Consider the following 21,250-nt stretch of genomic DNA (forward strand, 5'->3'; position numbering starts at 1 on the left):
AGTTTTTTACAATTTTTTGATTGTAATATATAATAATAAGTAATGTTTTTAGAATTTTTAGTTTTATAAGAGAGTGATTGTAGGAGGAGAGAAAGGGTGTACAATAAAAAATCACTGCCGGCTATAAAAATGATCCTTTCGATGTCTATTTTCGGATCAATTGGATTTTTTTCTGTCCAAACAGGTTTACCGTCTTTTGAATTAGTATTTGTTCGTTGTATTTGTGCAACTATATTTTTAGCGTTATGTTGGTTAGTGACAGGACAATATAAAAATGAAAAGTGGAATAAAAAAGAGATTGTGCAAATATTAGCGTGCGGCGTATTTCTCGTTTTTAACTGGGTATTTCTATTTAAAGCGTTTGAAGTTATGTCAATTACAATTGCAATTTCTGTCTATCATCTCGCTCCAATTATCGTATTAATGATTGGGAGTATCGTATTTAAAGAGAGGCTAACAGCGTTTGCCGTTATGTCCATTGTCATTTGTTTCCTCGGCACGGTTTTAGTAGCTGGAGTAGATGGAAGTGTGTCGCTCGAGAAACTCATGTCATCTGGAATGGTATGGGCACTACTTGCAGCGTTATTTTATGCTTTTACGACTTTATTAGGAAAAGGAATCAAGCATACGAGTGCATATGCGATGACATTTGTACAAACGTTTTTAGGTATATTTTTATTGTTACCATTTGTGGATTTCGGACAGTTTCAAGGTTTAACAGAGACGAACTGGATGATGATAACGGCAACAGGACTTATACATACTGGGTTTGTATATTACTTGTTTTTTGACAGTTTAAGAGATTTATCGACGAGACTTATTTCTGTATTAGTGTTTTTAGATCCTGCTGTAGCAATTTTGTTAGATACGGTCTTTACCGGATTTAGACCGACTAGTATGCAAGTTGTAGGGATTGTCCTTATTTTTGTAGGAATGGCACTCACTTTTCGTAAAGGAAGAGAAAAGGAGCTATCGGTGAAGGGAAGTGCTACCTCTGAAATGTAAAGTTGTATTTGATATAATTTCATTTTTAATTTTGGAAGATGTTACGAAAAGGCCGTTGTTGTATAACAGTGGCCTTTTTTGTATGGAATAGAGCACGAAAGAACGGCGTTTTCAAAAAAAATGAAATGAATTTTCAAAAAAAACTTCCTTTTCTGAAGATTTGTTATATAATATAAAACATAAAATCAAATCTGTTATAAAACAGTTTAAGAAGGGGATGCTAATATGTCGACGCGAACTTCACGGGTTACATTGCCCGGAGAAATGTTACCAGCGTACAACGAAATATTGACACCTGAGGTGCTTAGTTTTTTAAAGGAACTACATGAAAATTTCAATGAGCGCCGCACAGAACTATTACAAAAACGTGTAGAGAAACAAAAAAGAATTGATGCAGGGGAGTTTCCGAAGTTTTTAGAAGAAACAAAGCACATACGTGAAGCGGATTGGACAATCGCCAATCTTCCGAAAGATTTAGAGGATCGCCGCGTAGAGATTACTGGACCGGTAGATAGAAAGATGGTCATTAACGCTTTAAATTCAGGAGCTCATCTTTTTATGGCGGATTTTGAAGATTCGAATTCACCAACTTGGGAAAATGCGATTGAAGGCCAAATTAACTTACGAGATGCAGTAAAGGGAACGATCTCACACAAAAATGATAAAGGAAAAGAATATAGATTAAATGATAAAACAGCTGTACTCATTGTGCGTCCAAGAGGATGGCATTTAGAGGAAAAGCATATGCAAGTTGATGGGAAAAATATGTCCGGCAGCTTAGTGGATTTTGGTCTGTATTTTTTCCATAATGCGAAGGCGCTTTTAGAAAAAGGAAGTGGCCCGTACTTTTACTTACCGAAAATGGAAAGTTATTTAGAAGCGAGATTATGGAACGATGTATTCGTATTTGCTCAAAAATACATCGGTATTCCAAACGGAACAATTAAAGCGACTGTGCTATTGGAGACGATTCACGCTTCGTTTGAAATGGATGAAATTTTGTATGAGCTAAAAGATCATTCTGCTGGCTTAAACTGCGGAAGATGGGATTACATTTTCAGCTTCTTAAAGGGTTTCCGTAATCATAATGAATTTTTACTGCCAGATAGAGCGCAAGTCACGATGACGGCGCCGTTTATGCGCGCGTATTCTTTAAAAGTAATTCAAACATGTCATCGCCGTAATGCACCAGCAATCGGAGGAATGGCAGCACAAATTCCGATTAAAAATAATCCAGAAGCGAATGAAGCGGCTTTCGAAAAGGTGCGTGCTGATAAGGAGCGTGAAGCTTTAGACGGTCATGATGGGACTTGGGTTGCCCACCCGGGACTTGTACCGGTTGCGATGGAAGTATTTAATCACATTATGAAAACGCCGAATCAAATTTTTAGGAAACGTGAAGAAATACGTGTTACAGAAAAAGATTTATTAGAAGTACCAGTGGGAACGATTACAGAAGAAGGTCTTCGCACGAATATTAGTGTAGGTATTCAATATATTGCATCTTGGTTAAGTGGACGGGGAGCAGCGCCAATTTATAACTTAATGGAAGATGCAGCAACTGCGGAAATCTCCAGAGCACAAATATGGCAATGGATTCGTCATGAAGGCGGAAAGCTAAATGATGGCCGCAATATTACGCTCGAATTAATGGAAGAATGGAAAGAAGAAGAATTAGTAAAGATAGAAAGAGAGATTGGTAAAGAAGCCTTTAAGAAAGGGAGATTCCAAGAGGCGACAACATTGTTTACAAACCTCATTCGGAATGATGAGTTCGTACCGTTTTTAACATTACCGGGTTATGAAATTTTATAAAGTGAAAAGGGGATGGAATAAATGAAAAACGAAAGAATCGATAAATTACAAGAGAACTGGGAATTAGATACGAGATGGAAAGGAATAACACGTCCGTATTCAGCTGAAGATGTAATTCGTTTGCGTGGTTCGATTGATATTGAACATACAATAGCACGCCGCGGGGCTGAGAAGCTTTGGACATCGCTTCATACGGAAGATTATATTAACGCACTTGGTGCATTAACAGGAAACCAAGCGATGCAACAAGTGAAAGCGGGATTAAAAGCAATTTACTTAAGTGGTTGGCAAGTAGCGGCTGATGCAAACCTTTCTGGACATATGTATCCAGACCAAAGCTTATATCCAGCGAACAGCGTACCAGCTGTAGTAAAACGAATTAATCAAACACTTCAACGTGCGGATCAAATTCAGCATATGGAAGGAAGCGATGATACAGATTATTTCGTACCGATTGTAGCAGATGCAGAGGCTGGATTTGGCGGACAATTAAACGTATTCGAGCTTATGAAAGGTATGATTGAAGCGGGTGCATCAGGTGTACACTTTGAAGATCAATTATCTTCAGAGAAAAAATGCGGACATTTAGGTGGAAAAGTATTACTGCCGACACAAACAGCGGTACGTAATTTAATTTCCGCACGCCTTGCTGCGGACGTAATGGGAGTACCGACAATTATCGTTGCAAGAACAGATGCAGATGCAGCCGATTTAATTACGAGTGATATCGATCCGGTTGATAAAGCGTTTATTACAGGAGAAAGAACACCAGAAGGATTTTATCGTACGAAAGCAGGACTGGATCAAGCAATTGCACGTGGTTTAGCGTATGCACCGTATGCAGACCTCGTTTGGTGTGAAACGTCTGAACCAAATTTAGAAGATGCAAAACGATTTGCAGACGCAATCCATAAAAAATATCCAGGGAAATTACTCGCTTATAACTGTTCACCGTCATTTAACTGGAAACAAAAATTAGATGAAAAAACGATTGCGAGCTTCCAAAAAGAAATCGCATCTTACGGTTACAAGTTCCAGTTCGTAACACTTGCTGGATTCCACTCATTAAACTACGGCATGTTTGAATTAGCGCGTGGCTATAAAGAGCGTGGCATGGCAGCATATTCTGAATTACAACAAGCGGAATTCGCAGCAGAGAAACACGGTTACTCTGCAACTCGTCATCAACGCGAAGTAGGAACAGGTTATTTTGATGAAGTAGCACAAGTCATTACAGGCGGTACTTCATCAACGACAGCGTTAAAAGGTTCTACAGAAGAAGCTCAGTTTACGAAATAAAAGGAAGGTGATCACAATTAAGTGATCACCTTTTTTATTACTCTTTATATAAACTGATAACATCTTCTCCCGTTAAATATATTACGGTTACTTTTTTATTATCCTTCTCATAAACTTTCATTCCACCCTCTGCAAAAGTCTTATCCCATCCCTTTAATTTTATATGTATTTGATACCATATAGATAAACCTGATTCAAAACAATCGCCTTTATATACATACTCACCTATCTCCTCAGTAGTATGAATTAATTTAGCTTCATAAGGTATAGGGAATCCTTTAATTTCAGAATCAATAGTCTTATTAAAAACTAGAAGGTATGTTAACGTAATAATAGTAGCCAATAACAAAAATAAAATCTTTTTCATGTATGTAAATCCCCCATGGCAAACGGCCTTGTAATTTTATCCCGCTATTTGCGGCAGTAAGACTCCCGCCTCAAAAGTTGGCTGGAGCAAAGAAGTTACGTGGGAGATGCACAAAACCCCACTGATTAAAGTTTCCCTTTAACTAGTTGTATTATAATATAATATTTTTATAATGTGATTTTAATTATTATAAAATTTTTGTGAAACGAAAAAATGGGCTGAATTCTCTTACATAACTATAGAAAGCTAAAATTTCGTTAGGGGGTATCTCGAGATTTTAGCTTGATAGTTCCGGTAGGAAAAGAAACGATATGAACGATTATTCGGATATATGTAACATAACTTAAAATATATTTACTAACAAAAATAGAAATAATATTAGATCCATTCTTTCCCATGCTTACGAATAAACGTCATATCTTTTTCATAATGATCTAGATGTCCTTCATCAATCATTCTTTGGAAATTTCCGTCTCCTTCTTGTGCTTTTCTTTTCACATATGTACATAACCCTTCTAAACGTAGTAACACCATTTCGAAGTAATTTTCGTCCATATCTTTATCGTAGGACTGAGCAAACAACTTTACTCTTTCTTTAATACGACCTGCATGTTGCGATGAGTCGTAATGAATTGCCTCACCTGATTCCGTATAATACACTCGACTTAAAGGTACACAAGTATAAAGCGTATAAGCGATATCCCACATTCTTGGACCAGGAGCAGCGACGTCAAAATCAATAATACCGACTGGCTTTTCATTATTGAAAATAATGTTATATATAGCAAAATCATTGTGGCATAAAACCTCAATGTTATGTGGGGTATGATCCATCGGTTTCCAATCAGCTAATAACGGAAAGTCACTTACAGCATCATGGTACAGACGGAGCATCTTTGCGATTTCTTTCAGCACATCATTAGACCACATGAATTCTTTTAAAGGATAATTGCCTGCGTCGCCTTCTATAAATGATAAAATCTCTCTATCTTTTTCATCTATGCCCAAAAACTTTGGGGCATAATGAAATCCTTTGTTTTCTAGATGACGTAATAGCTTATGAATTTTTGTACTGTCTGGCTTTAATTCCCGCCGAACAGTATTTTCAGAACGATATACGTTTGAGACGTTTCCCCCTGTTAGCTTTTCTTCTTGTTCGTAGTTTGACATGTGAAAATTCCCCCTATAATTAAAAAATCCAATTCCAAATAGTGAATATACCGACAATAGCAGAGAAAAGAAGGAAAGCAAGGAATACTAGACACCCAAGAGAGAGTAACTTATCTTCCCATGTTTCTTTATATTCATATACTAATTCCTCTGCTACTTTTTTTTGTACTGGAGATAAAGGCTGCTCTTTATACAATTTCTTTATCTTGCTAGAATCGCCTTTGAATTTTAAAGCACGCGCAATATGATAAGGATCATTTCCCATTGATTTTTCAAATAATAAACATGATTCATGCATAATATCTGTTTTATGCTCCTCTAGATACCAATAACGTCCAGCCATTTCTGGATATTGTAATTTATAATAAATGTCTCCGATTTGTTTTCGAAGATGTAATTCATTTGGGTATGTAAAGATGAGACCGTGTAATCTTTCTCTTGCCTTTCCGAGATTATTATTTTCAATATCCTCTTCAATTCTCTTTAATGTTTTTTTAGGAATTTTGGTTGTCATGAATTCCTCCTTATATAGAATAGAGATAATTTTATTTTATAAGAAATACTAAAAATTAGAAATTCTATTTTCAAAAAAGATTGTACATTTTATTTTAAGTATGCTATGATGATGTCAGTTGAATAGTTAAATTAAGCAATCCATATATTATCAAGTGCCGAAAACGAACGAGAAAAAGTATGTGAGAACTAGTTTATGTTTCGTGTTTGATAATGTGTGGATTCTTTTTTTATACAGGAAGACTAAAATAATTTGTATTTTCTTAGGAGGAAATAATCATGGCAGTAACAGGACAAGTAAAATGGTTTAACAACGAAAAAGGCTTCGGTTTCATCGAAGTTCCAGGCGAAAACGATGTATTCGTACATTTCTCTGCAATCGAAACTGAAGGTTTCAAATCTTTAGAAGAAGGTCAAAAAGTTAGCTTCGAAATCGAAGAAGGCAACCGTGGACCTCAAGCTAAAAACGTAATCAAACTATAATTTTATAGTTGATGATGGAAAAAAGGATGGCTCATGCCATCCTTTTTTTGTTGTTGAGATATATGTAAATGAAGTTGTACTCGACGTTTATAGAGGTAATGAAGAAGAGTAAAAGGCTTTCCAAAAAGGAAGGCCTTTTACTCTTCTTTTCCTGCTTTTTTCTTCTCGCGTTTTTTACATTCAGGACATTTCGATTTACGAAATGGTTTAGCGAAGAATAGCAGAATGAAAAATAAACCGAATATAATACTAGCTGAGTTTTTCACGATAATGACGCTACTATTTTTCATTTGAATCGATGGTTGGATCTCTTTTTCTTCCATAAGGGCCCTCCATATATTGGATTTATATTTTAATTATAGCAAAGTTAATTGTTGTAATGATGTAAAAAGAGGAAGGGATAATAAATATTTATAGGTAGTATAAATGCTGTTTTTATGGTTATAAAACTATTTAATTTATATATCGTGATTTTATTGTTTGACAAATGTTTGATAAATGATAAAAAATTGTAAAAAAGCGGAACCTGTTACCTATTTCCTTTTCATAGGTGCTAAAATTATATATGCAGCTGCTAATATAAATAGAAAATGAAAAAAGGAGATAATAGGATATGGAAAGTAAAGTAGAACGCTATGTCGAAAATTATGTTGTAACTAAAAATACAATGGCCTTACTTCCTGTTATTCTAAGTGAAAAGAAAATTGTTACGCGAGTTGTTGAAATGGAAGATTCTTTTTTCGTATTTCAAAAGCCTCTAGATATTATAGAGAGAAGTTGTCGTAAGCATGGATCTAGTTTTTTGGGCAGAAAAGAAGGAACGAAAGAGTTAACGCACATTACACATAAAGCACCGATTGCAATCAGTCCGACAGATCAACTTTATTTTTTCCCTACTTATTCTTATTCTAGAAAAGAGTGCGCGTGGCTGTCGCATTTTTATATCGAAAGTAATCGAGAATTAAAAGATGGAAATCTTATGATTCGATTTATAAATGGCTTTGCTGTGAAATTAGAAATATCAAAAAGTAGTTTTGAAAATCAACAAAATCGTACAGCGAAACTGCGTACAGAATATGAAGATCGAAAGAAGAAACAAGGAAATCCTTGTTTTAAAGAAATTGATAAAAGAGATGAATCAACATTAAGACCAGCTTATGAGAAAGTGTATTTTGTTAGGGAAGAAGATGTGTGAGAGGAAAAGGATGAGGAGACTCATCCTTTTTTTATTTCATTATATATACAGTTTACGCTGTAAGATTCATAAATAAACCGAGTGAGATGTACAAATATATTGTTCTTTAATGGAACAATATAATGGTAATTTCCTTATATATATTTAATGTAGTGTGGATATATATCATTTTATATTTGTGGCATACATGATACTTCTTTCTATATAGGTAGAAATACCCTTACGTGCAGTAAGGGTATTTTTTTGAAAAAGACGAATTATTCCTTTCTGTAGTTTCTGCTTTTTCATCAAACGTAACCGTTAAGTTACAATTTGTGTATAGTGTCTAAATTATCTTCATATCCTGTCGAATATTGAAAGATTATCATAGCTAAATAATGAAGGAATTCTAATGAAGGACATGGAAACTTAATAATTACATCTCCATATGTCGTATCTACCATTTCCTCTTTCAGAAAAGCAATGATACAGTAGAGGTAGTAATTAGAGTAAAGGGGTAAAGTGTAGAATGGATTTTCAGTCAATCAAAGAGTATTTTTCACCAGAAAATATGGATCATATTGTTGAAAGTTATAAGGCGTTCGGACCGCTTCTTGGCATCGGTTTGCCGATGATAGAGGCGCTTATTCCAGCATTACCACTTATTGTGTTTGTACTAGCGAATGCTGTTGCATTTGGATTTTGGCTGGGTTTCCTTTATTCATGGCTTGGATCAGTAATCGGTGCTATGCTTGTTTTTTTCATTATCCGCCATTTTGGACGAAGCCGTTTCTTTTCTTTTGTAAATAAGCATGAGAAAGTGCGCAAGGCAATGGGGTGGATTGAAAGGAAAGGATTCGCGCCAGTGTTTGTTATATTTTGTTTTCCGTTTACACCGTCTGCGCTTATAAACGTTGTAGCTGGTTTATCTCGCATTAGCGTAAAACAGTTCGGACTTGCGCTCGCATTCGGGAAGCTTGTGATGATTTTTATTTTAACGTACATCGGTCATGATTTAATGTCGTTTATTCATAAGCCGGTGAAATCAGTTATTGTAGCGATTGTTATTTTTATTTTATGGTATGTCGGTAAAAGAATTGAAGTAAAGTTAGAACTACATTAAGAATAGTCTTCTTTGTCCCACTATTTGAGGGCAGTGAAACTCCCTCCAAAAAATTCGGCTGAAGCAGAGAAGTTAGGTGGGGATCAAACTGCCCGATCGGTGCGGGATGAACAAAATCCCCACCGATTAAGTTTCACTTTATAAATGCAAGCTTCATTATTAAAGGGTAAGGGGAGAAGCGGATGAAGAAAACTTTGAAAAAAGAAGGCCTAGAGTGGATACGAACAATTTTAATTGGTGTACTATTAGCTGTATTTTTTCGAACGTTTTTCTTTTCAACGTACGTTGTAGAGGGGAAGTCAATGATGCCGACATTGCAGGATGGCAATATGCTCGTTGTAAATAAGGTGAGTTATCAAGTGGGGGACTTGAACAGGTTCGATGTCGTCGTTTTTCATGCGAATAAAAAAGAAGACTATGTAAAGCGAATTATCGGTTTACCTGGAGACCATATTGAATATAAGCATGATAAGTTGTATATAAACGGTCAATTTATTGATGAGCCTTATTTAGAGAAGTACAAGAAAGAGATAAATGGAAGGCAACTAACAGGTGATTTTACATTAGAAGAGTTAACAAAAGAAAAGGTGGTGCCAGCTGGTCATATTTTTGTAATAGGCGATAACCGCCTTGGGAGCTGGGATAGTAGACACTTTGGCTTTGTGAAGGCTGATACAGTTGTCGGTAAAGTCGATTTAAGATATTGGCCAATTCAAGAGGTGCAAACGAATTTTTCAAAAGGTTGATATAATGAAGTAGAAGTATAGAAAAGACAAACAACTCCGTTTGTCTTTTTTCGTGTACTATAATACAATTATAGTGGCAAACTAACGTTCGTTGTGTAAGTGAAAGGTGGGGTTACATGTCACTTCGATTGGTGATTGGTAGAGCGGGAAGTGGAAAGAGTACACTTTGTTTACGAGAAGTGCAAGAAGAGTTAAAACAGCGCCCGAGAGGCAAAACAATATTATATCTTGTGCCAGAACAGATGACATTCCAGACGCAGCAGGCGTTAATTGAAAGTGAGGATGTAAGAGGTTCTATTCGGGCACAAGTTTTTAGTTTTTCACGATTAGCTTGGAAGGTGTTGCAAGAAGTTGGCGGAGCGAGTCGTCTTCATATTGATGAAGCGGGTGTGCATATGTTACTTCGTAAAATTGTAGAATCTCGTAAAGATGGATTATCGGTGTTCCAAAAAGCAGCGGAGCAAAACGGTTTCTTTGAGCATCTTGGCAGTATGATTGCGGAGTTTAAACGTTACAATGTGACGCCATCTAACGTATATGAAATGTGGCAACAATTAGATGCGCATAGTAGCAGTGCTGAGCAAAAGTTATTAGCGAATAAAGTATATGATTTACAGCTATTATATGATGATTTTGAACGTGCTTTAATCGGGAAATATTTAGATTCAGAAGACTATTTACAATTGCTAGTGGAAAAGCTTCCGCAGTCTGAGTATGTAAATGGTGCTGAAATTTATATAGATGGGTTTCATTCATTTTCTCCGCAAGAACTTGAAATTGTAAGACAGCTCATGATTTGTGGAGCGAGAGTCACAATTACGTTAACGATAGATGAAAAAACATTAGCGCAGCCAGTGAATGAACTGGATTTATTTTATGAAACGACGTTAACATATGAAAAAATAAAACAAGTAGCGCGTGAAGAGAAAATAGAAATTGAAAAAACAATTCCACTTATGGAACAACCGCGTTTTCATTCTCCGGCATTAGCTCATTTAGAAACGCATTATGAAGCGCGTCCGAATGAAAAGTATTATGATGAAGCAAGTGTAACAATTAGTACAGCGGCGAATTTACGAGCTGAAGTAGAAGGGGTTGCTCGTGAAATTCGTAGACTTGTCGCGGATGAAACGTATCGTTATCGAGATATTGCAGTACTTCTTCGTAACGGGGAAAGTTATTACGATGTGATGCGAACGTTATTTACAGATTATAATATTCCACACTTCATCGATGAAAAACGCCCGATGTCACATCATCCATTAGTAGAGTGTATTCGTTCTGCCTTAGAAATTATTAGCGGAAATTGGCGTTATGACGCGGTGTTTCGCTGCGTGAAAACAGAGCTTTTATATCCATTAGACGTAAGGAAAGAAATGATGCGTGAAGAGATGGATGAGTTCGAAAACTACTGTTTAGCGTACGGTGTACAAGGGAAGAGATGGACTTCTGAGGATCCGTGGATGTATCGCCGTTACCGTTCACTTGACGATACAAACGGAATGATAACAGATATTGAACGTGAAATGGAAGAGAAAATAAACAGGCTGCGTGATGTTGTAAGAACGCCAGTTATTCGCATGCAAAAAAGGTTAAAGCGTGCGGGAACAGTGATGCAAATGTGCGAAGCGGTTTACTTATTTTTAGAAGAACTTGACGTTCCAAAGAAGTTAGAAGAATTACGTATACGTGCAGAAGAGAGCGGAGATTTCTTATTTGCAACAGACCATGAACAAGTATGGGAAGAAGTAATGAGCCTTCTTGATACGTTTGTAGAAATGCTTGGTGAGGAGAAAATGTCACTATCTATGTTCACGGACGTTATGTCGACAGGACTTGAGGCACTTCAATTCGCTAACATTCCGCCATCATTAGATCAAGTATTAGTTGCCAATATTGATCACTCCAGGTTATCAGATGTGAAAGCTACGTTTATTATCGGCGTAAATGAAGGAGTTATTCCAGCAGCACCGATGGATGAAGGGATGCTTTCTGATGAGGAAAGAGAAGTTCTTGGTGCGGCAGGAATTGAACTCGCGCCAACGACGAGACAAACTTTATTAGAAGAGCAGTTCGTTATGTATCAGATGGTAACGAGAGCGTCTGAGAAATTATATATTTCATGCCCACTTGCAGATGAAGAAGGAAAGACATTACTTGCATCTAGCTTTATTAAGAAAATAAAAAGAATGTTCCCTAATGTGAAAGACTCGTTTATTACGAATGACGTAAACGACTTATCGCGTTCGGAACAAATTTCATACGTAGCAACGCCAGAAGTGACGTTATCTTATGTCATGCAGCAACTACAAACGTGGAAGCGATACGGATTTGAAGGGAATCTAGATTTTTGGTGGGACGTCTATAACTTCTACGTCACTTCGGATGAATGGAAACAAAAAAGTAGTCGCGTGTTATCGAGTTTATTCTATCGAAATCGTGCGCAGAAACTAAGTACGGTAGTAAGTAGAGATTTATACGGAGATAAAATAAAAGGAAGCGTTTCTCGTATGGAACTCTTCAACCGTTGTGCGTACGCTCATTTCGCGCAGCACGGTTTATCGTTAAGAGAGCGTGATATTTTTAAACTAGATGCACCAGATATCGGTGAACTATTCCATGCAGCACTGAAGAGAATTGCAGACAGGCTATTACGCGAAAACCGCACTTGGGCGGATTTATCAATAAAAGAGTGTGAGCATCTTTCTGTTTTAGTAATAGAAGAAATCGCACCGTTATTACAAAGACAAATTTTATTAAGCTCAAATCGTCATTTCTATTTAAAACAAAAACTACAACAAATCATTTTCCGTACGTCAATCATTCTTCGTGAACACGCGAAGTCGAGCGGTTTCGTACCAGTTGATTTAGAGGTGCCATTCGGTATGGGCGGTACGGGATCGCTTCCGCCGATGGAATTCTCATTACCAAATGGTGTGAAGATGGAAGTTATCGGCCGTATTGACCGTGTGGATAAGGCTGAAGATGAAAACGGAACATTCCTTCGTATTATTGATTATAAATCAAGTTCAAAAGCGTTAGACTTAACGGAAGTGTATTACGGATTGGCACTTCAAATGTTAACGTATTTAGATGTCGTTACTACAAATGCACAAACGTGGATGAAAAAAGGCCACGCAGCATCACCTGCTGGTGTACTGTACTTTCATATTCATAACCCGATTGTTGAAATGAAAGGTGACGCATCTGAAGCTGAAATTGAAAAAGAAATTTTAAAGAAATTTAAAATGAAAGGCCTCGTACTAGGAGATGCTGACGTTGTTCGTTTAATGGATAACAAACTTTCAACAGGAAGTTCAGATATTATTTCTGCTGGTCTGAAAAAAGACGGTAGTTTTAGTGCGCGTTCTAGCATTGCAAGTGAGCAAGAGTTTAACGTACTGCAAAAATATGTACACCATACGTTTGAAAATATCGGAAAAGACATTACAGAAGGTGTTATTGATATTGCTCCTTACAAAAAGGGGAATAAAGCGGCATGTACGTTCTGTAACTTCAAATCTGTCTGTCAGTTTGATGAATCACTTGAAGATAATCAATTCCGTACGTTAAAAGATATGAAAGATAGTGAAGCGATGGAGAAAATTAGAGAGGAGGTTGACGGAGAATGATAGAGAATTGGCCTAAAAAACCAGAAGGTAGTCAATGGACAGATGACCAGTGGAAAGCCGTTGTAGCGAATGGACGTGACATTTTAGTCGCAGCAGCAGCTGGATCGGGAAAAACAGCAGTATTAGTTGAACGTATGATTAAAAAGATTATTAATGAGGAAAATCCAGTCGATGTCGATCGCCTGCTCGTTGTAACATTTACGAATGCAGCGGCGCAAGAGATGAAAAATCGAATTGGAGAAGCGTTAGAAAAAGTACTAATTGATGAGCCAGGATCTCAACATGTAAGAAAACAGCTGAGCCTATTAAATAAAGCATCTATTTCAACGATCCATTCATTTTGTTTACAAGTAATTAGAGGGTATTACTACATGCTGGATGTTGATCCTCGTTTTCGTATTGCAAATCAAACAGAAAATGAGTTGTTAAAAGAAGAAGTGCTAGATGACATATTAGAAGAAGAGTATGGAATCGAAGATAATAGTATTTTCTTTGAATTAGTTGATCGCTATACGAGTGACCGTAGTGATGATGACTTACAAAGAATGATTTTAGCGCTTCATACAGAATCAAGAGCGCATCCAAATCCGGAAAAATGGCTCGATAAATTAGTAGAAGCATACGACGTGGAAGGAAAGACAATTGAAGATTTAGTGTATGCTTCTTACCTATTAGAAGATGTGAGATTCCAGCTTGAAACAGCGGAACAACATATTCGTAAAGCAACCGAACTCGCAATGCTTCCTGACGGCCCGGCGCCTCGCGTTGAAACCCTGCAAGCGGATGCAGCTTTACTTGGAATGTTATCATCAGCAGCTCGTGAATCGTGGACAAGCGTGTATGAAGCGATGCAAAACGTATCGTGGCAAACGTTAAAGCGTATTAAGAAAAGTGATTACAACGAGGATGTTGTAAAACAAGTAGACTCTCTTCGTAATAAAGCGAAAGATGAAGTGAAGAAATTACAAGAAGAGTTATTTAGCCGCAAACCTGAAAGTTTCTTACGAGATTTTCAAGATATGCATCCTGTATTAGAAAAACTCGTGAAGCTCGTAAAAGTCTTTACAGAGCGTTTCCAAGCGATGAAGCGAGATAAAGGAATGGTTGATTTCACAGATTTAGAGCATTTCTGTTTGCAAATTTTAAGTGAACAAAGTGAAAATGATGAAGTGAAGCCATCAGCAGTAGCGCTTCAATATCGTAATAAATTTGCAGAAGTACTAGTCGATGAATATCAAGATACGAACTTCGTACAGGAATCCATTATTAAATTCGTAACGAAAGATTCTGAGAGTGAAGGGAACTTGTTCATGGTTGGTGACGTAAAACAGTCAATCTACCGTTTCCGACTAGCAGAACCAGGCTTATTCTTAGGAAAGTATAAACGCTTCACGCAAGAAGGATCGGGCGGCGGAATGAAGATTGATTTAGCGAAAAACTTCCGTAGTCGTCATGAAGTACTAGCAGGTACGAACTTTATATTCAAACAAATTATGGGCGAAGAAGTTGGGGAAATCGATTACGATGCTGACGCTGAATTAAAGCTAGGTGCTAGCTATCCAATAGGTGAAGATGTAGCAGCTGAATTATTATGCATTCAGCAAACGGAAGAAGAAGTACTAGAGGGTGAAGAAGGTACGGAAGTCGAAAAGGCGCAACTGGAAGCTCGTCTTATGGCGCAGCGCATTAAAGCGATGGTCGATTCAGGTTATGAAGTGTATGACCGAAAAACGGATAGTATGCGACCAGTGCAATATCGTGATTTCGTTATTTTACTTCGCTCTATGCCGTGGGCACCGCAAATTATGGAAGAGTTAAAACTACAAGGAATTCCAGTATATGCAGACCTTGCGACTGGTTACTTTGAAGCGACAGAAGTAAATATTATGATGAACGTATTCCGCGTTATTGATAATCCGATGCAAGATATTCCACTTGCAGCAGTACTTCGTTCACCGATCGTTGGATTAAATGATGAAGAACTTGCGACGCTTCGTGCTCACGGAAAGAAAGGGTCATTTTATGAAGTAATGAGCTCATTCTTAAAAGGTGCACCGCTTGAAGAAGAACAAGAACTTCATGAAAAACTAGAATGGTTTTATAACTTACTACAAGGATGGCGTGAATTCGCGCGCCAACAATCACTTTCTGATTTAATTTGGAAAGTGTACGGTGAGACAGGGTATTATGACTTTGTCGGCGGTTTACCAGCTGGAAAGCAAAGGCAGGCAAACTTGCGTGTATTATATGACCGCGCAAGGCAATATGAAGCAACATCATTTAGAGGATTATTCCGCTTCTTACGTTTTATTGAACGTATTTTAGAACGCGGTGACGATATGGGGACGGCGAGAGCTCTTGGTGAACAAGAAGATGTTGTTCGCATTATGACGATTCATAAAAGTAAGGGACTTGAGTTCCCGGTCGTATTTGTAGCTGGACTCGGTCGTCGTTTTAATACACAAGATTTAATGAAACGTTTCTTACTGCATAAAGACTTCGGTTTCGGTTCACAGTTCATTGATCCGCGTAAACGAATTAAATATACGACATTATCGCAACTTGCAATTAAACGTAAAATGAAAATGGAATTAATTGCGGAAGAAATGCGCGTATTATACGTAGCTTTAACGCGTGCAAAAGAGAAGTTAATTTTAATCGGAACAGTTAAGGATGCAAATAAGGAAATGGAAAAATGGCTCGATGCGAGGGAACATAGTGAATGGTTATTACCAGATCACATACGTGCTGGAGCGTCTTGCTATTTAGACTGGATTGCACCTTCATTATATAGACATCGTGATAGTGAAATACTTCTTGAATTAGGACAAGGAAGTATTCCAGATGAAATTTACGGGTATGACACTAGCTGGAAAGTAGAAGTTGTGGACGGTAACACGCTACTTGCACCAGAGCCAGTTCAAGAAGAGAAACAAGAGTTGTTAGAAGCACTTCGTGAGAAAAAGGCTGTGCCATTACAAAGTGAACGAAAAGAAGAAGTGTACGATAGGTTAATGTGGAAGTACGGGTATGAGGAAGCAACCTCTCATCGTGCGAAGCAATCCGTTACAGAAATAAAGAGAAATTATCAGTCTGAAGAAGGCAGCGATAACGCCTTTATTAAAAAACTACGTGCACCAATTAAAACACGTCCGCGCTTTATGGAGAAAAAAGGATTAACGTACGCAGAGCGTGGGACGGCAGTCCATACCGTTATGCAACATGTAGATTTGAAGAAGCCGATTACGGTTGAAGTTCTTCAAGAACAAATTGCTGGAATGGTAAATAAGGAATTGTTAACATTCGAGCAGGCGGAAGAAATAGCGATTGAAAAAGTAATTTCATTCTTTGACAGTGACCTAGGTAAAAGGGTATTAGCGGCGAAAAGTGTTGAGCGTGAAGTTCCATTTACGATGATGCTATCAGCAGAAGAAGCATATCAAGATTGGCAAGGGAATAGCGGGGAATCGATTCTTGTCCAAGGGGTTATCGACTGCATGATTGAAGAAGAAGATGGTATTACGCTAATCGATTTCAAAACAGATACGATTGAAGGTAAATTCCCAGGCGGATTTGAACAAGCAAAACCAATTTTAGAAGATCGCTATAAAGTGCAGCTTTCGTTATATGCAAAAGCACTCGAGAAAAGCTTACAACATCCTGTGAAAGAGAAATGTTTATACTTCTTTGATGGGAATCATGTTGTGAATATTGAGGAATAGACAACAGAAAGGGGCTATAAAAAATGGCAACGTTAAGAACTTGTGAACAGGGACACGAGTACTATAAAAGTAGCGATTGTCCAACTTGCCCAACCTGTGAGAAAGAGAGAAAGCCAAAAGAAGGTTTTCTCTCTCTTCTTTCAGCACCAGCAAGAAGGGCATTAGAGCACCATGGTATTCACACTGTAGAAGAGCTCTCAAAATATAGTGAAAAAGAAATTTTAAAACTGCATGGTATGGGCCCCGCATCTTTACCAAAGCTTAGAAAGGCTTTGGAGGAGGGCGGATTATCATTTAAATAAATGGTGATGTGATGAATAATTTTCAAAGAAAAGATCCGTTACTATTTCATATAAAAAAGAGGTGTCACCTATAGGAGACACCTCTTTTTTACGCTGTTCCAATCTGATCTTGATCTGCCACATCAGAATCAAACGTATTTGTTGCACTAACACCGTTAAACGTATTCACGACAAACCCAACATTGGAAGCTCCAGATCCGTTATAGGCTTTCGTGTTTTCTTTCGGAGACACGTTATAAAAATCTCCTAAATTGAAAGAACCGTTACTGTTTTGAACGACGAGATTTCCAACAACAGAAGGCATACCATCCACCTACTTTACTAAGCTTTTTAATTACTATATGAATTATTGAGCGGAAGGTTCATCCGTAATATATTGGCGGATTTGCATAATACGAGAGTTATTAAAAACATAATCAACATTTCCAATTTGAAAGCAACCAGAATTTAAAAGTGTTCGCAATTCAACGTTATTTACTTCAATAAAAGGGCATTCATTTATAATATTTAATTTGACATCTGTCGTTCGCTTTGGGATTGTAATGTGTTCATCTGTAAAGATTTCAAATGCATCTAAGCGCCCTTCACCTTTTATATAACAAGGGATTTCCCTGTGGACGGCAAGAGCTCTACTTTTTAATTCCATTTGATTTGCATCTCCAACTTGAAATACAGCAGTAATCCCTAAAGAAATAATAGAAACATTTTGGACAATAGACACATGATGTAACATAATTTCTCAGTCTCCTTAACCTGGAGTAGGAGGGACATCTGTTACTAATGGTACAAATGGACCCTCTGTAACAGTTTCAAACGGTGTATCAAGAATAGAAGATAAAATGAGGAAATTTGCATCCCCAATTAAAAAGAGAGCGGACGAAGATACACCGTTCATTTTAATCTGTCCGACTTTTAACTCGCGATTTACAACGTTAAGATTCATACATACTTACTCCTTTCGGAAATTTCCCGGTATGTGCTGAATAAAGGATAGAAAGGCTTTGTCGATATCTTGTTTCATTGCTTGAATAATGAGGTCTCGTAAATAATCTGGATCTGTTGAAATACCTTCATATGATTGAGCTTGTGATAAATAATAAGGAAGTCTATGCTCCATCTGTTTTTTTATGTCATCAACCATCATTTGTCGATACATTTCATCAAGCGGTGTTCTCTCTTCTTGTTCAAAATGGAGAATTCGATTATATGCTTCTTCATCTAAGTAGCGATGCATTTCTTGAAGGATACCTTGATAAAAGTCAGGGTTGGTGTCAGTTTCAGGATTGACCTTCAATGTTTCTGTATCAACTTGAAAATCTTCAATTTGTTGTCCTTTTGTTGAAAATGGATTTAAACCAATATTTAAAGTACCATTTAAATTTTCTACTTTTAATTGATCGAATTTGTATTCCACTTTTCCTATAGAAGAGGAGGGGCGACTTTTTAATTCATTAAGCTCTTCTTGTAATTGGCGGACTTGATCTTCTAGGCTAAGGATGGTTGCTTGTTGTATTTGGAGAGCTTGCTGAAGTTGGTGTAAGTAAGTATATATATCTTGATTCATTTTGTGAAACCTCCTTTTCAATAGGGAGGGTAAATATATTCCTGCTATATATTTATGACAAGGATGCCTTAAGAAGAACTGTTTGATGGTTTGATAGAAATAATTTGTCCTTTCGCCTGTAATGGGCGAAGAGGTTCTGTAAATCCACCCGTATTTGAAAATTTAGATAGAGCTTTAATACTTCCGGCCGTACCAATTTGGAATACAGAAGAAGTCGTAATGCTATCGATTCTAATACTGTTAATGATAATACTTTGGTTCACGTAAAAATTCAATGCAATTGCCTCCTTTAAGTTGAACCAATTATCGCTTGATCGATTACATCTGAATCATTGACAGTCGTTGCGCTTTGATAATTGTAGACAGAAACATTATCTCCAACGTTAAAAGAGCCGGCCCCAGCGAAAGCACGTGAATAACTAATAGGCCTAATCGCAAATACATCTCCAATGTGAAAAATACCACTTGACCCAATATTGACGATACGAATATGTCCGACCATAGCTGGCATATAAAACACCTTTCGTTTTTAAAATTTTCTTTTCTACTATTGTATGGGCGTTTTCAATAAAATGTGTGTTTTTTTGAAATAAAAGAAACACACACGTTATTACGTGTGTGTTTCGAATGTTTGATTAGGTTGAAAATCCGTATGTACATGCCAAATTACATTTAAGAGCCTGTCCAGTTCTTGGCTACAATCCACTGTTTTTTGAGAAGTCATTCCGTAGCGTTCAGCAAAATAGATCATTTTTTCACGTTTTTTTTCAATAGCTTGCTCAAACATTGAAATCGGCTCCATCTCTAAATGAAATTTTTAGTATATATGTAGTACATATTATACAAAAATCCCATAAAAAAGAAACAACTTCGCTAAAAAAAGTAAAATTTCTACATTTTATGTCAAATAACGAATGGTAACGAATAAGGTGCGAGAAGAATATTGTAAAAATTAGCGTGCATGAGAAGGTTTTTTTCTTATAGATGCGAATACAATTAAATGGTATGAGTTTTAGGATGGAGAGTGGAAATATTGCGTTTTGTAACGGCGAAGAAAGAGGAAAAGGTATTTGTAGGTATTGTAGACGAAGAGGAAGAAAAAGTACTGCACTTAAGAGAAGCGCAAAGACAAAAAGGGGAAAAGGTTACGATTCCGATTACAATGTTAGAGTGTATTGAAAGAGGGACTGAATGTCTTGAGAAAATATGTGAAATTGTAAATTGGGCAAAGGAAAATGAAGGGGTAGCGTATTATCCGTTAACAGAGGTGAAAATATTAGCACCAATTCCAAGGCCAAGAAAGAATATACTTTGTGTTGGGAAAAACTATCGTGAACATGCAATCGAGATGGGCGGAGTAGAGTCTATTCCGGAAAATATAATGATTTTTACGAAAGCACCAACAACAGTTATTGGAATTGATGAGAAAATCAATGGGCATTCCCACGCAACGAATGAACTAGATTATGAAGGGGAACTAGCTATTGTTATTGGTAAGCGAGGGAAGCAAATAAAAAAAGAAAAAGCGCTTGACCATGTTTTCGGATATACAGTTATAAATGATGTAACCGCTCGTGACATTCAAAGGAAACATAAACAGTTTTTCCTTGGGAAAAGCTTCGATACGTTTTGTCCGATGGGACCGTATTTAATGCATAAATCAATGGTTGAAACGCCGAACGCATTACACATCGAAACAGTAGTAAATGGAGAAGTAAGACAAACTTCAAACACAAATAAAATGATTTTTTCAATTGAAGAAATTATTTCAACGATAAGTAAAGGGATGACATTAGAACCAGGCGATATTATCGCAACAGGAACGCCGTCTGGTGTCGGAAAGGGCTTTACACCACCGAAGTTTTTACACGCTGGTGATGAAGTGGTCATTACAGTAGAGGGAATTGGTACTTTGCGAAATGTAGTGAAATGAAGAAAAAAGCTATCTTGTATAAAGATAGCTTTTTTCTATGGTCTCGGGTTATAGAGGTAATCGATAACGGCAAAAGTGTAAAGACCAATTAATGCAAGTGTACAAATGCCAAATAATATAACCGCAAGTGCGCTTTTTTCTCGTCCAAATCCAATAATAGTAAGAATAACAGCAGTCCAAAATGATGCTTTCAGTAGTGTGAGTGTAGTAGGAGTTGAGTAATGAAGCCATGTTGTGGAAAGGATGAAACCAAAGAATGTAACTAAAATAAAAGCTGTAGCTAAATAGTTAATATGTTTACCATATCTTAATAGCATGTCGCACCTCCTTCTATGAATGAAAAAACAGAAAATTACAATTGAACTTTAATATAAATCACTATAAAAGGAAAGAGGTTGTCCT

The 21,250-nt window shown here is 37.0% G+C and carries 23 protein-coding genes; 11 read left to right on the forward strand and 12 right to left on the reverse strand.

The window, feature by feature from the left end:
* Window positions 1–96 precede the first annotated feature (96 nt).
* The 3 genes from MHB70_RS04720 (at window position 97) to aceA (ending at window position 4,119) form a co-directional block, all read left to right on the forward strand.
* Window positions 97–1,005, forward strand: a complete 909-nt coding sequence (locus MHB70_RS04720; RefSeq protein ID WP_080451785.1) for a DMT family transporter — start codon at window positions 97–99, stop codon at window positions 1,003–1,005.
* 225 nt (window positions 1,006–1,230) lie between these two features.
* Complete coding sequence (aceB, locus tag MHB70_RS04725; protein ID WP_000107647.1) at window positions 1,231–2,820, forward strand: malate synthase A; 1,590 nt, start codon at window positions 1,231–1,233, stop codon at window positions 2,818–2,820.
* A gap of 21 nt (window positions 2,821–2,841) precedes the next feature.
* On the forward strand, window positions 2,842–4,119 hold the full coding sequence (aceA, locus tag MHB70_RS04730) for an isocitrate lyase (RefSeq protein WP_000787333.1): 1,278 nt from the start codon (window positions 2,842–2,844) through the stop codon (window positions 4,117–4,119).
* Window positions 4,120–4,156: 37 nt separating this feature from the next.
* Here the strand turns inward: aceA and MHB70_RS04735 are convergent, their stop codons facing one another.
* The 3 genes from MHB70_RS04735 to MHB70_RS04745 all read right to left on the reverse strand — a co-directional run bounded on the left by MHB70_RS04735 (window position 4,157) and on the right by MHB70_RS04745 (window position 6,170).
* Complete coding sequence (locus MHB70_RS04735) at window positions 4,157–4,486, reverse strand: hypothetical protein (protein ID WP_000721808.1); 330 nt, start codon at window positions 4,484–4,486, stop codon at window positions 4,157–4,159.
* 378 nt (window positions 4,487–4,864) lie between these two features.
* On the reverse strand, window positions 4,865–5,656 hold the full coding sequence (locus MHB70_RS04740; protein WP_000073821.1) for a phosphotransferase: 792 nt from the start codon (window positions 5,654–5,656) through the stop codon (window positions 4,865–4,867).
* 19 nt (window positions 5,657–5,675) lie between these two features.
* Complete coding sequence (locus MHB70_RS04745; protein WP_000208488.1) at window positions 5,676–6,170, reverse strand: DUF6584 family protein; 495 nt, start codon at window positions 6,168–6,170, stop codon at window positions 5,676–5,678.
* A gap of 278 nt (window positions 6,171–6,448) precedes the next feature.
* On the opposite strand from MHB70_RS04745, the gene cspA reads away from it, so the two are divergent.
* On the forward strand, window positions 6,449–6,652 hold the full coding sequence (gene cspA, locus MHB70_RS04750) for an RNA chaperone/antiterminator CspA (protein ID WP_000301522.1): 204 nt from the start codon (window positions 6,449–6,451) through the stop codon (window positions 6,650–6,652).
* Between the two features lie 137 nt (window positions 6,653–6,789).
* Here cspA and MHB70_RS04755 read toward each other — a convergent pair whose 3' ends face one another.
* Complete coding sequence (locus MHB70_RS04755; protein WP_000391370.1) at window positions 6,790–6,975, reverse strand: hypothetical protein; 186 nt, start codon at window positions 6,973–6,975, stop codon at window positions 6,790–6,792.
* A 290-nt stretch (window positions 6,976–7,265) separates the two neighbouring features.
* Here MHB70_RS04755 and MHB70_RS04760 point away from each other — a divergent pair, with 290 nt between their 5' ends.
* The 6 genes from MHB70_RS04760 (at window position 7,266) to MHB70_RS04785 (ending at window position 17,351) form a co-directional block, all read left to right on the forward strand.
* Complete coding sequence (locus MHB70_RS04760; RefSeq protein ID WP_061529374.1) at window positions 7,266–7,847, forward strand: competence protein ComK; 582 nt, start codon at window positions 7,266–7,268, stop codon at window positions 7,845–7,847.
* A gap of 508 nt (window positions 7,848–8,355) precedes the next feature.
* Window positions 8,356–8,949, forward strand: coding sequence for a TVP38/TMEM64 family protein (locus MHB70_RS04765; protein ID WP_000347508.1), 594 nt, complete (start codon window positions 8,356–8,358; stop codon window positions 8,947–8,949).
* A 182-nt stretch (window positions 8,950–9,131) separates the two neighbouring features.
* Window positions 9,132–9,695: a signal peptidase I gene (gene lepB, locus MHB70_RS04770; protein WP_000751914.1), complete on the forward strand. Its 564-nt coding sequence runs from the start codon at window positions 9,132–9,134 to the stop codon at window positions 9,693–9,695.
* A gap of 116 nt (window positions 9,696–9,811) precedes the next feature.
* Window positions 9,812–13,327: a helicase-exonuclease AddAB subunit AddB gene (gene addB / locus MHB70_RS04775; RefSeq protein ID WP_061529373.1), complete on the forward strand. Its 3,516-nt coding sequence runs from the start codon at window positions 9,812–9,814 to the stop codon at window positions 13,325–13,327.
* On the forward strand, window positions 13,324–17,049 hold the full coding sequence (gene addA / locus MHB70_RS04780; protein ID WP_000572319.1) for a helicase-exonuclease AddAB subunit AddA: 3,726 nt from the start codon (window positions 13,324–13,326) through the stop codon (window positions 17,047–17,049). The genes addB and addA overlap by 4 nt, the downstream gene beginning before the upstream one ends.
* Window positions 17,050–17,072: 23 nt before the next feature.
* Window positions 17,073–17,351: an RNA polymerase alpha subunit C-terminal domain-containing protein gene (locus tag MHB70_RS04785; RefSeq protein ID WP_000224035.1), complete on the forward strand. Its 279-nt coding sequence runs from the start codon at window positions 17,073–17,075 to the stop codon at window positions 17,349–17,351.
* Between the two features lie 88 nt (window positions 17,352–17,439).
* Here MHB70_RS04785 and gerPF read toward each other — a convergent pair whose 3' ends face one another.
* From gerPF to MHB70_RS04820, 7 genes are all read right to left on the reverse strand, one after another.
* On the reverse strand, window positions 17,440–17,655 hold the full coding sequence (gene gerPF, locus MHB70_RS04790) for a spore germination protein GerPF (protein ID WP_001141566.1): 216 nt from the start codon (window positions 17,653–17,655) through the stop codon (window positions 17,440–17,442).
* Between the two features lie 42 nt (window positions 17,656–17,697).
* On the reverse strand, window positions 17,698–18,084 hold the full coding sequence (locus tag MHB70_RS04795; RefSeq protein WP_000902326.1) for a spore germination protein GerPE: 387 nt from the start codon (window positions 18,082–18,084) through the stop codon (window positions 17,698–17,700).
* Window positions 18,085–18,099: 15 nt separating this feature from the next.
* The gene (gerPD, locus tag MHB70_RS04800; protein ID WP_001052804.1) at window positions 18,100–18,294 is read right to left on the reverse strand and encodes a spore germination protein GerPD; all 195 of its coding nucleotides are present in this window, start codon (window positions 18,292–18,294) and stop codon (window positions 18,100–18,102) included.
* Window positions 18,295–18,300: 6 nt separating this feature from the next.
* Window positions 18,301–18,915 (reverse strand): spore germination protein GerPC, encoded by a 615-nt coding sequence (gene gerPC, locus MHB70_RS04805; protein ID WP_001070753.1) that lies wholly within the window; start codon window positions 18,913–18,915, stop codon window positions 18,301–18,303.
* Window positions 18,916–18,983: 68 nt separating this feature from the next.
* Window positions 18,984–19,190, reverse strand: coding sequence for a spore germination protein GerPB (gene gerPB, locus MHB70_RS04810; RefSeq protein ID WP_001012514.1), 207 nt, complete (start codon window positions 19,188–19,190; stop codon window positions 18,984–18,986).
* Between the two features lie 14 nt (window positions 19,191–19,204).
* Window positions 19,205–19,426, reverse strand: a complete 222-nt coding sequence (gerPA, locus tag MHB70_RS04815) for a spore germination protein GerPA (protein WP_001111187.1) — start codon at window positions 19,424–19,426, stop codon at window positions 19,205–19,207.
* 99 nt (window positions 19,427–19,525) lie between these two features.
* Window positions 19,526–19,702 carry an aspartyl-phosphate phosphatase Spo0E family protein gene (locus MHB70_RS04820; protein ID WP_000462849.1) on the reverse strand — a complete coding sequence of 59 codons (177 nt, stop codon included), beginning with the start codon at window positions 19,700–19,702 and terminating at the stop codon, window positions 19,526–19,528.
* Between the two features lie 246 nt (window positions 19,703–19,948).
* Here MHB70_RS04820 and MHB70_RS04825 point away from each other — a divergent pair, with 246 nt between their 5' ends.
* Window positions 19,949–20,848 carry a fumarylacetoacetate hydrolase family protein gene (locus MHB70_RS04825; RefSeq protein ID WP_001213082.1) on the forward strand — a complete coding sequence of 300 codons (900 nt, stop codon included), beginning with the start codon at window positions 19,949–19,951 and terminating at the stop codon, window positions 20,846–20,848.
* 35 nt (window positions 20,849–20,883) lie between these two features.
* Here MHB70_RS04825 and MHB70_RS04830 read toward each other — a convergent pair whose 3' ends face one another.
* Complete coding sequence (locus MHB70_RS04830; RefSeq protein WP_000926856.1) at window positions 20,884–21,165, reverse strand: hypothetical protein; 282 nt, start codon at window positions 21,163–21,165, stop codon at window positions 20,884–20,886.
* Window positions 21,166–21,250: the final 85 nt, after the last annotated feature.

The sequence above is a fragment of the Bacillus sp. FSL M7-1020 genome, from assembly GCF_038050415.1.
Classification (GTDB): Bacteria; Bacillota; Bacilli; order Bacillales; family Bacillaceae_G; genus Bacillus_A; species Bacillus_A toyonensis.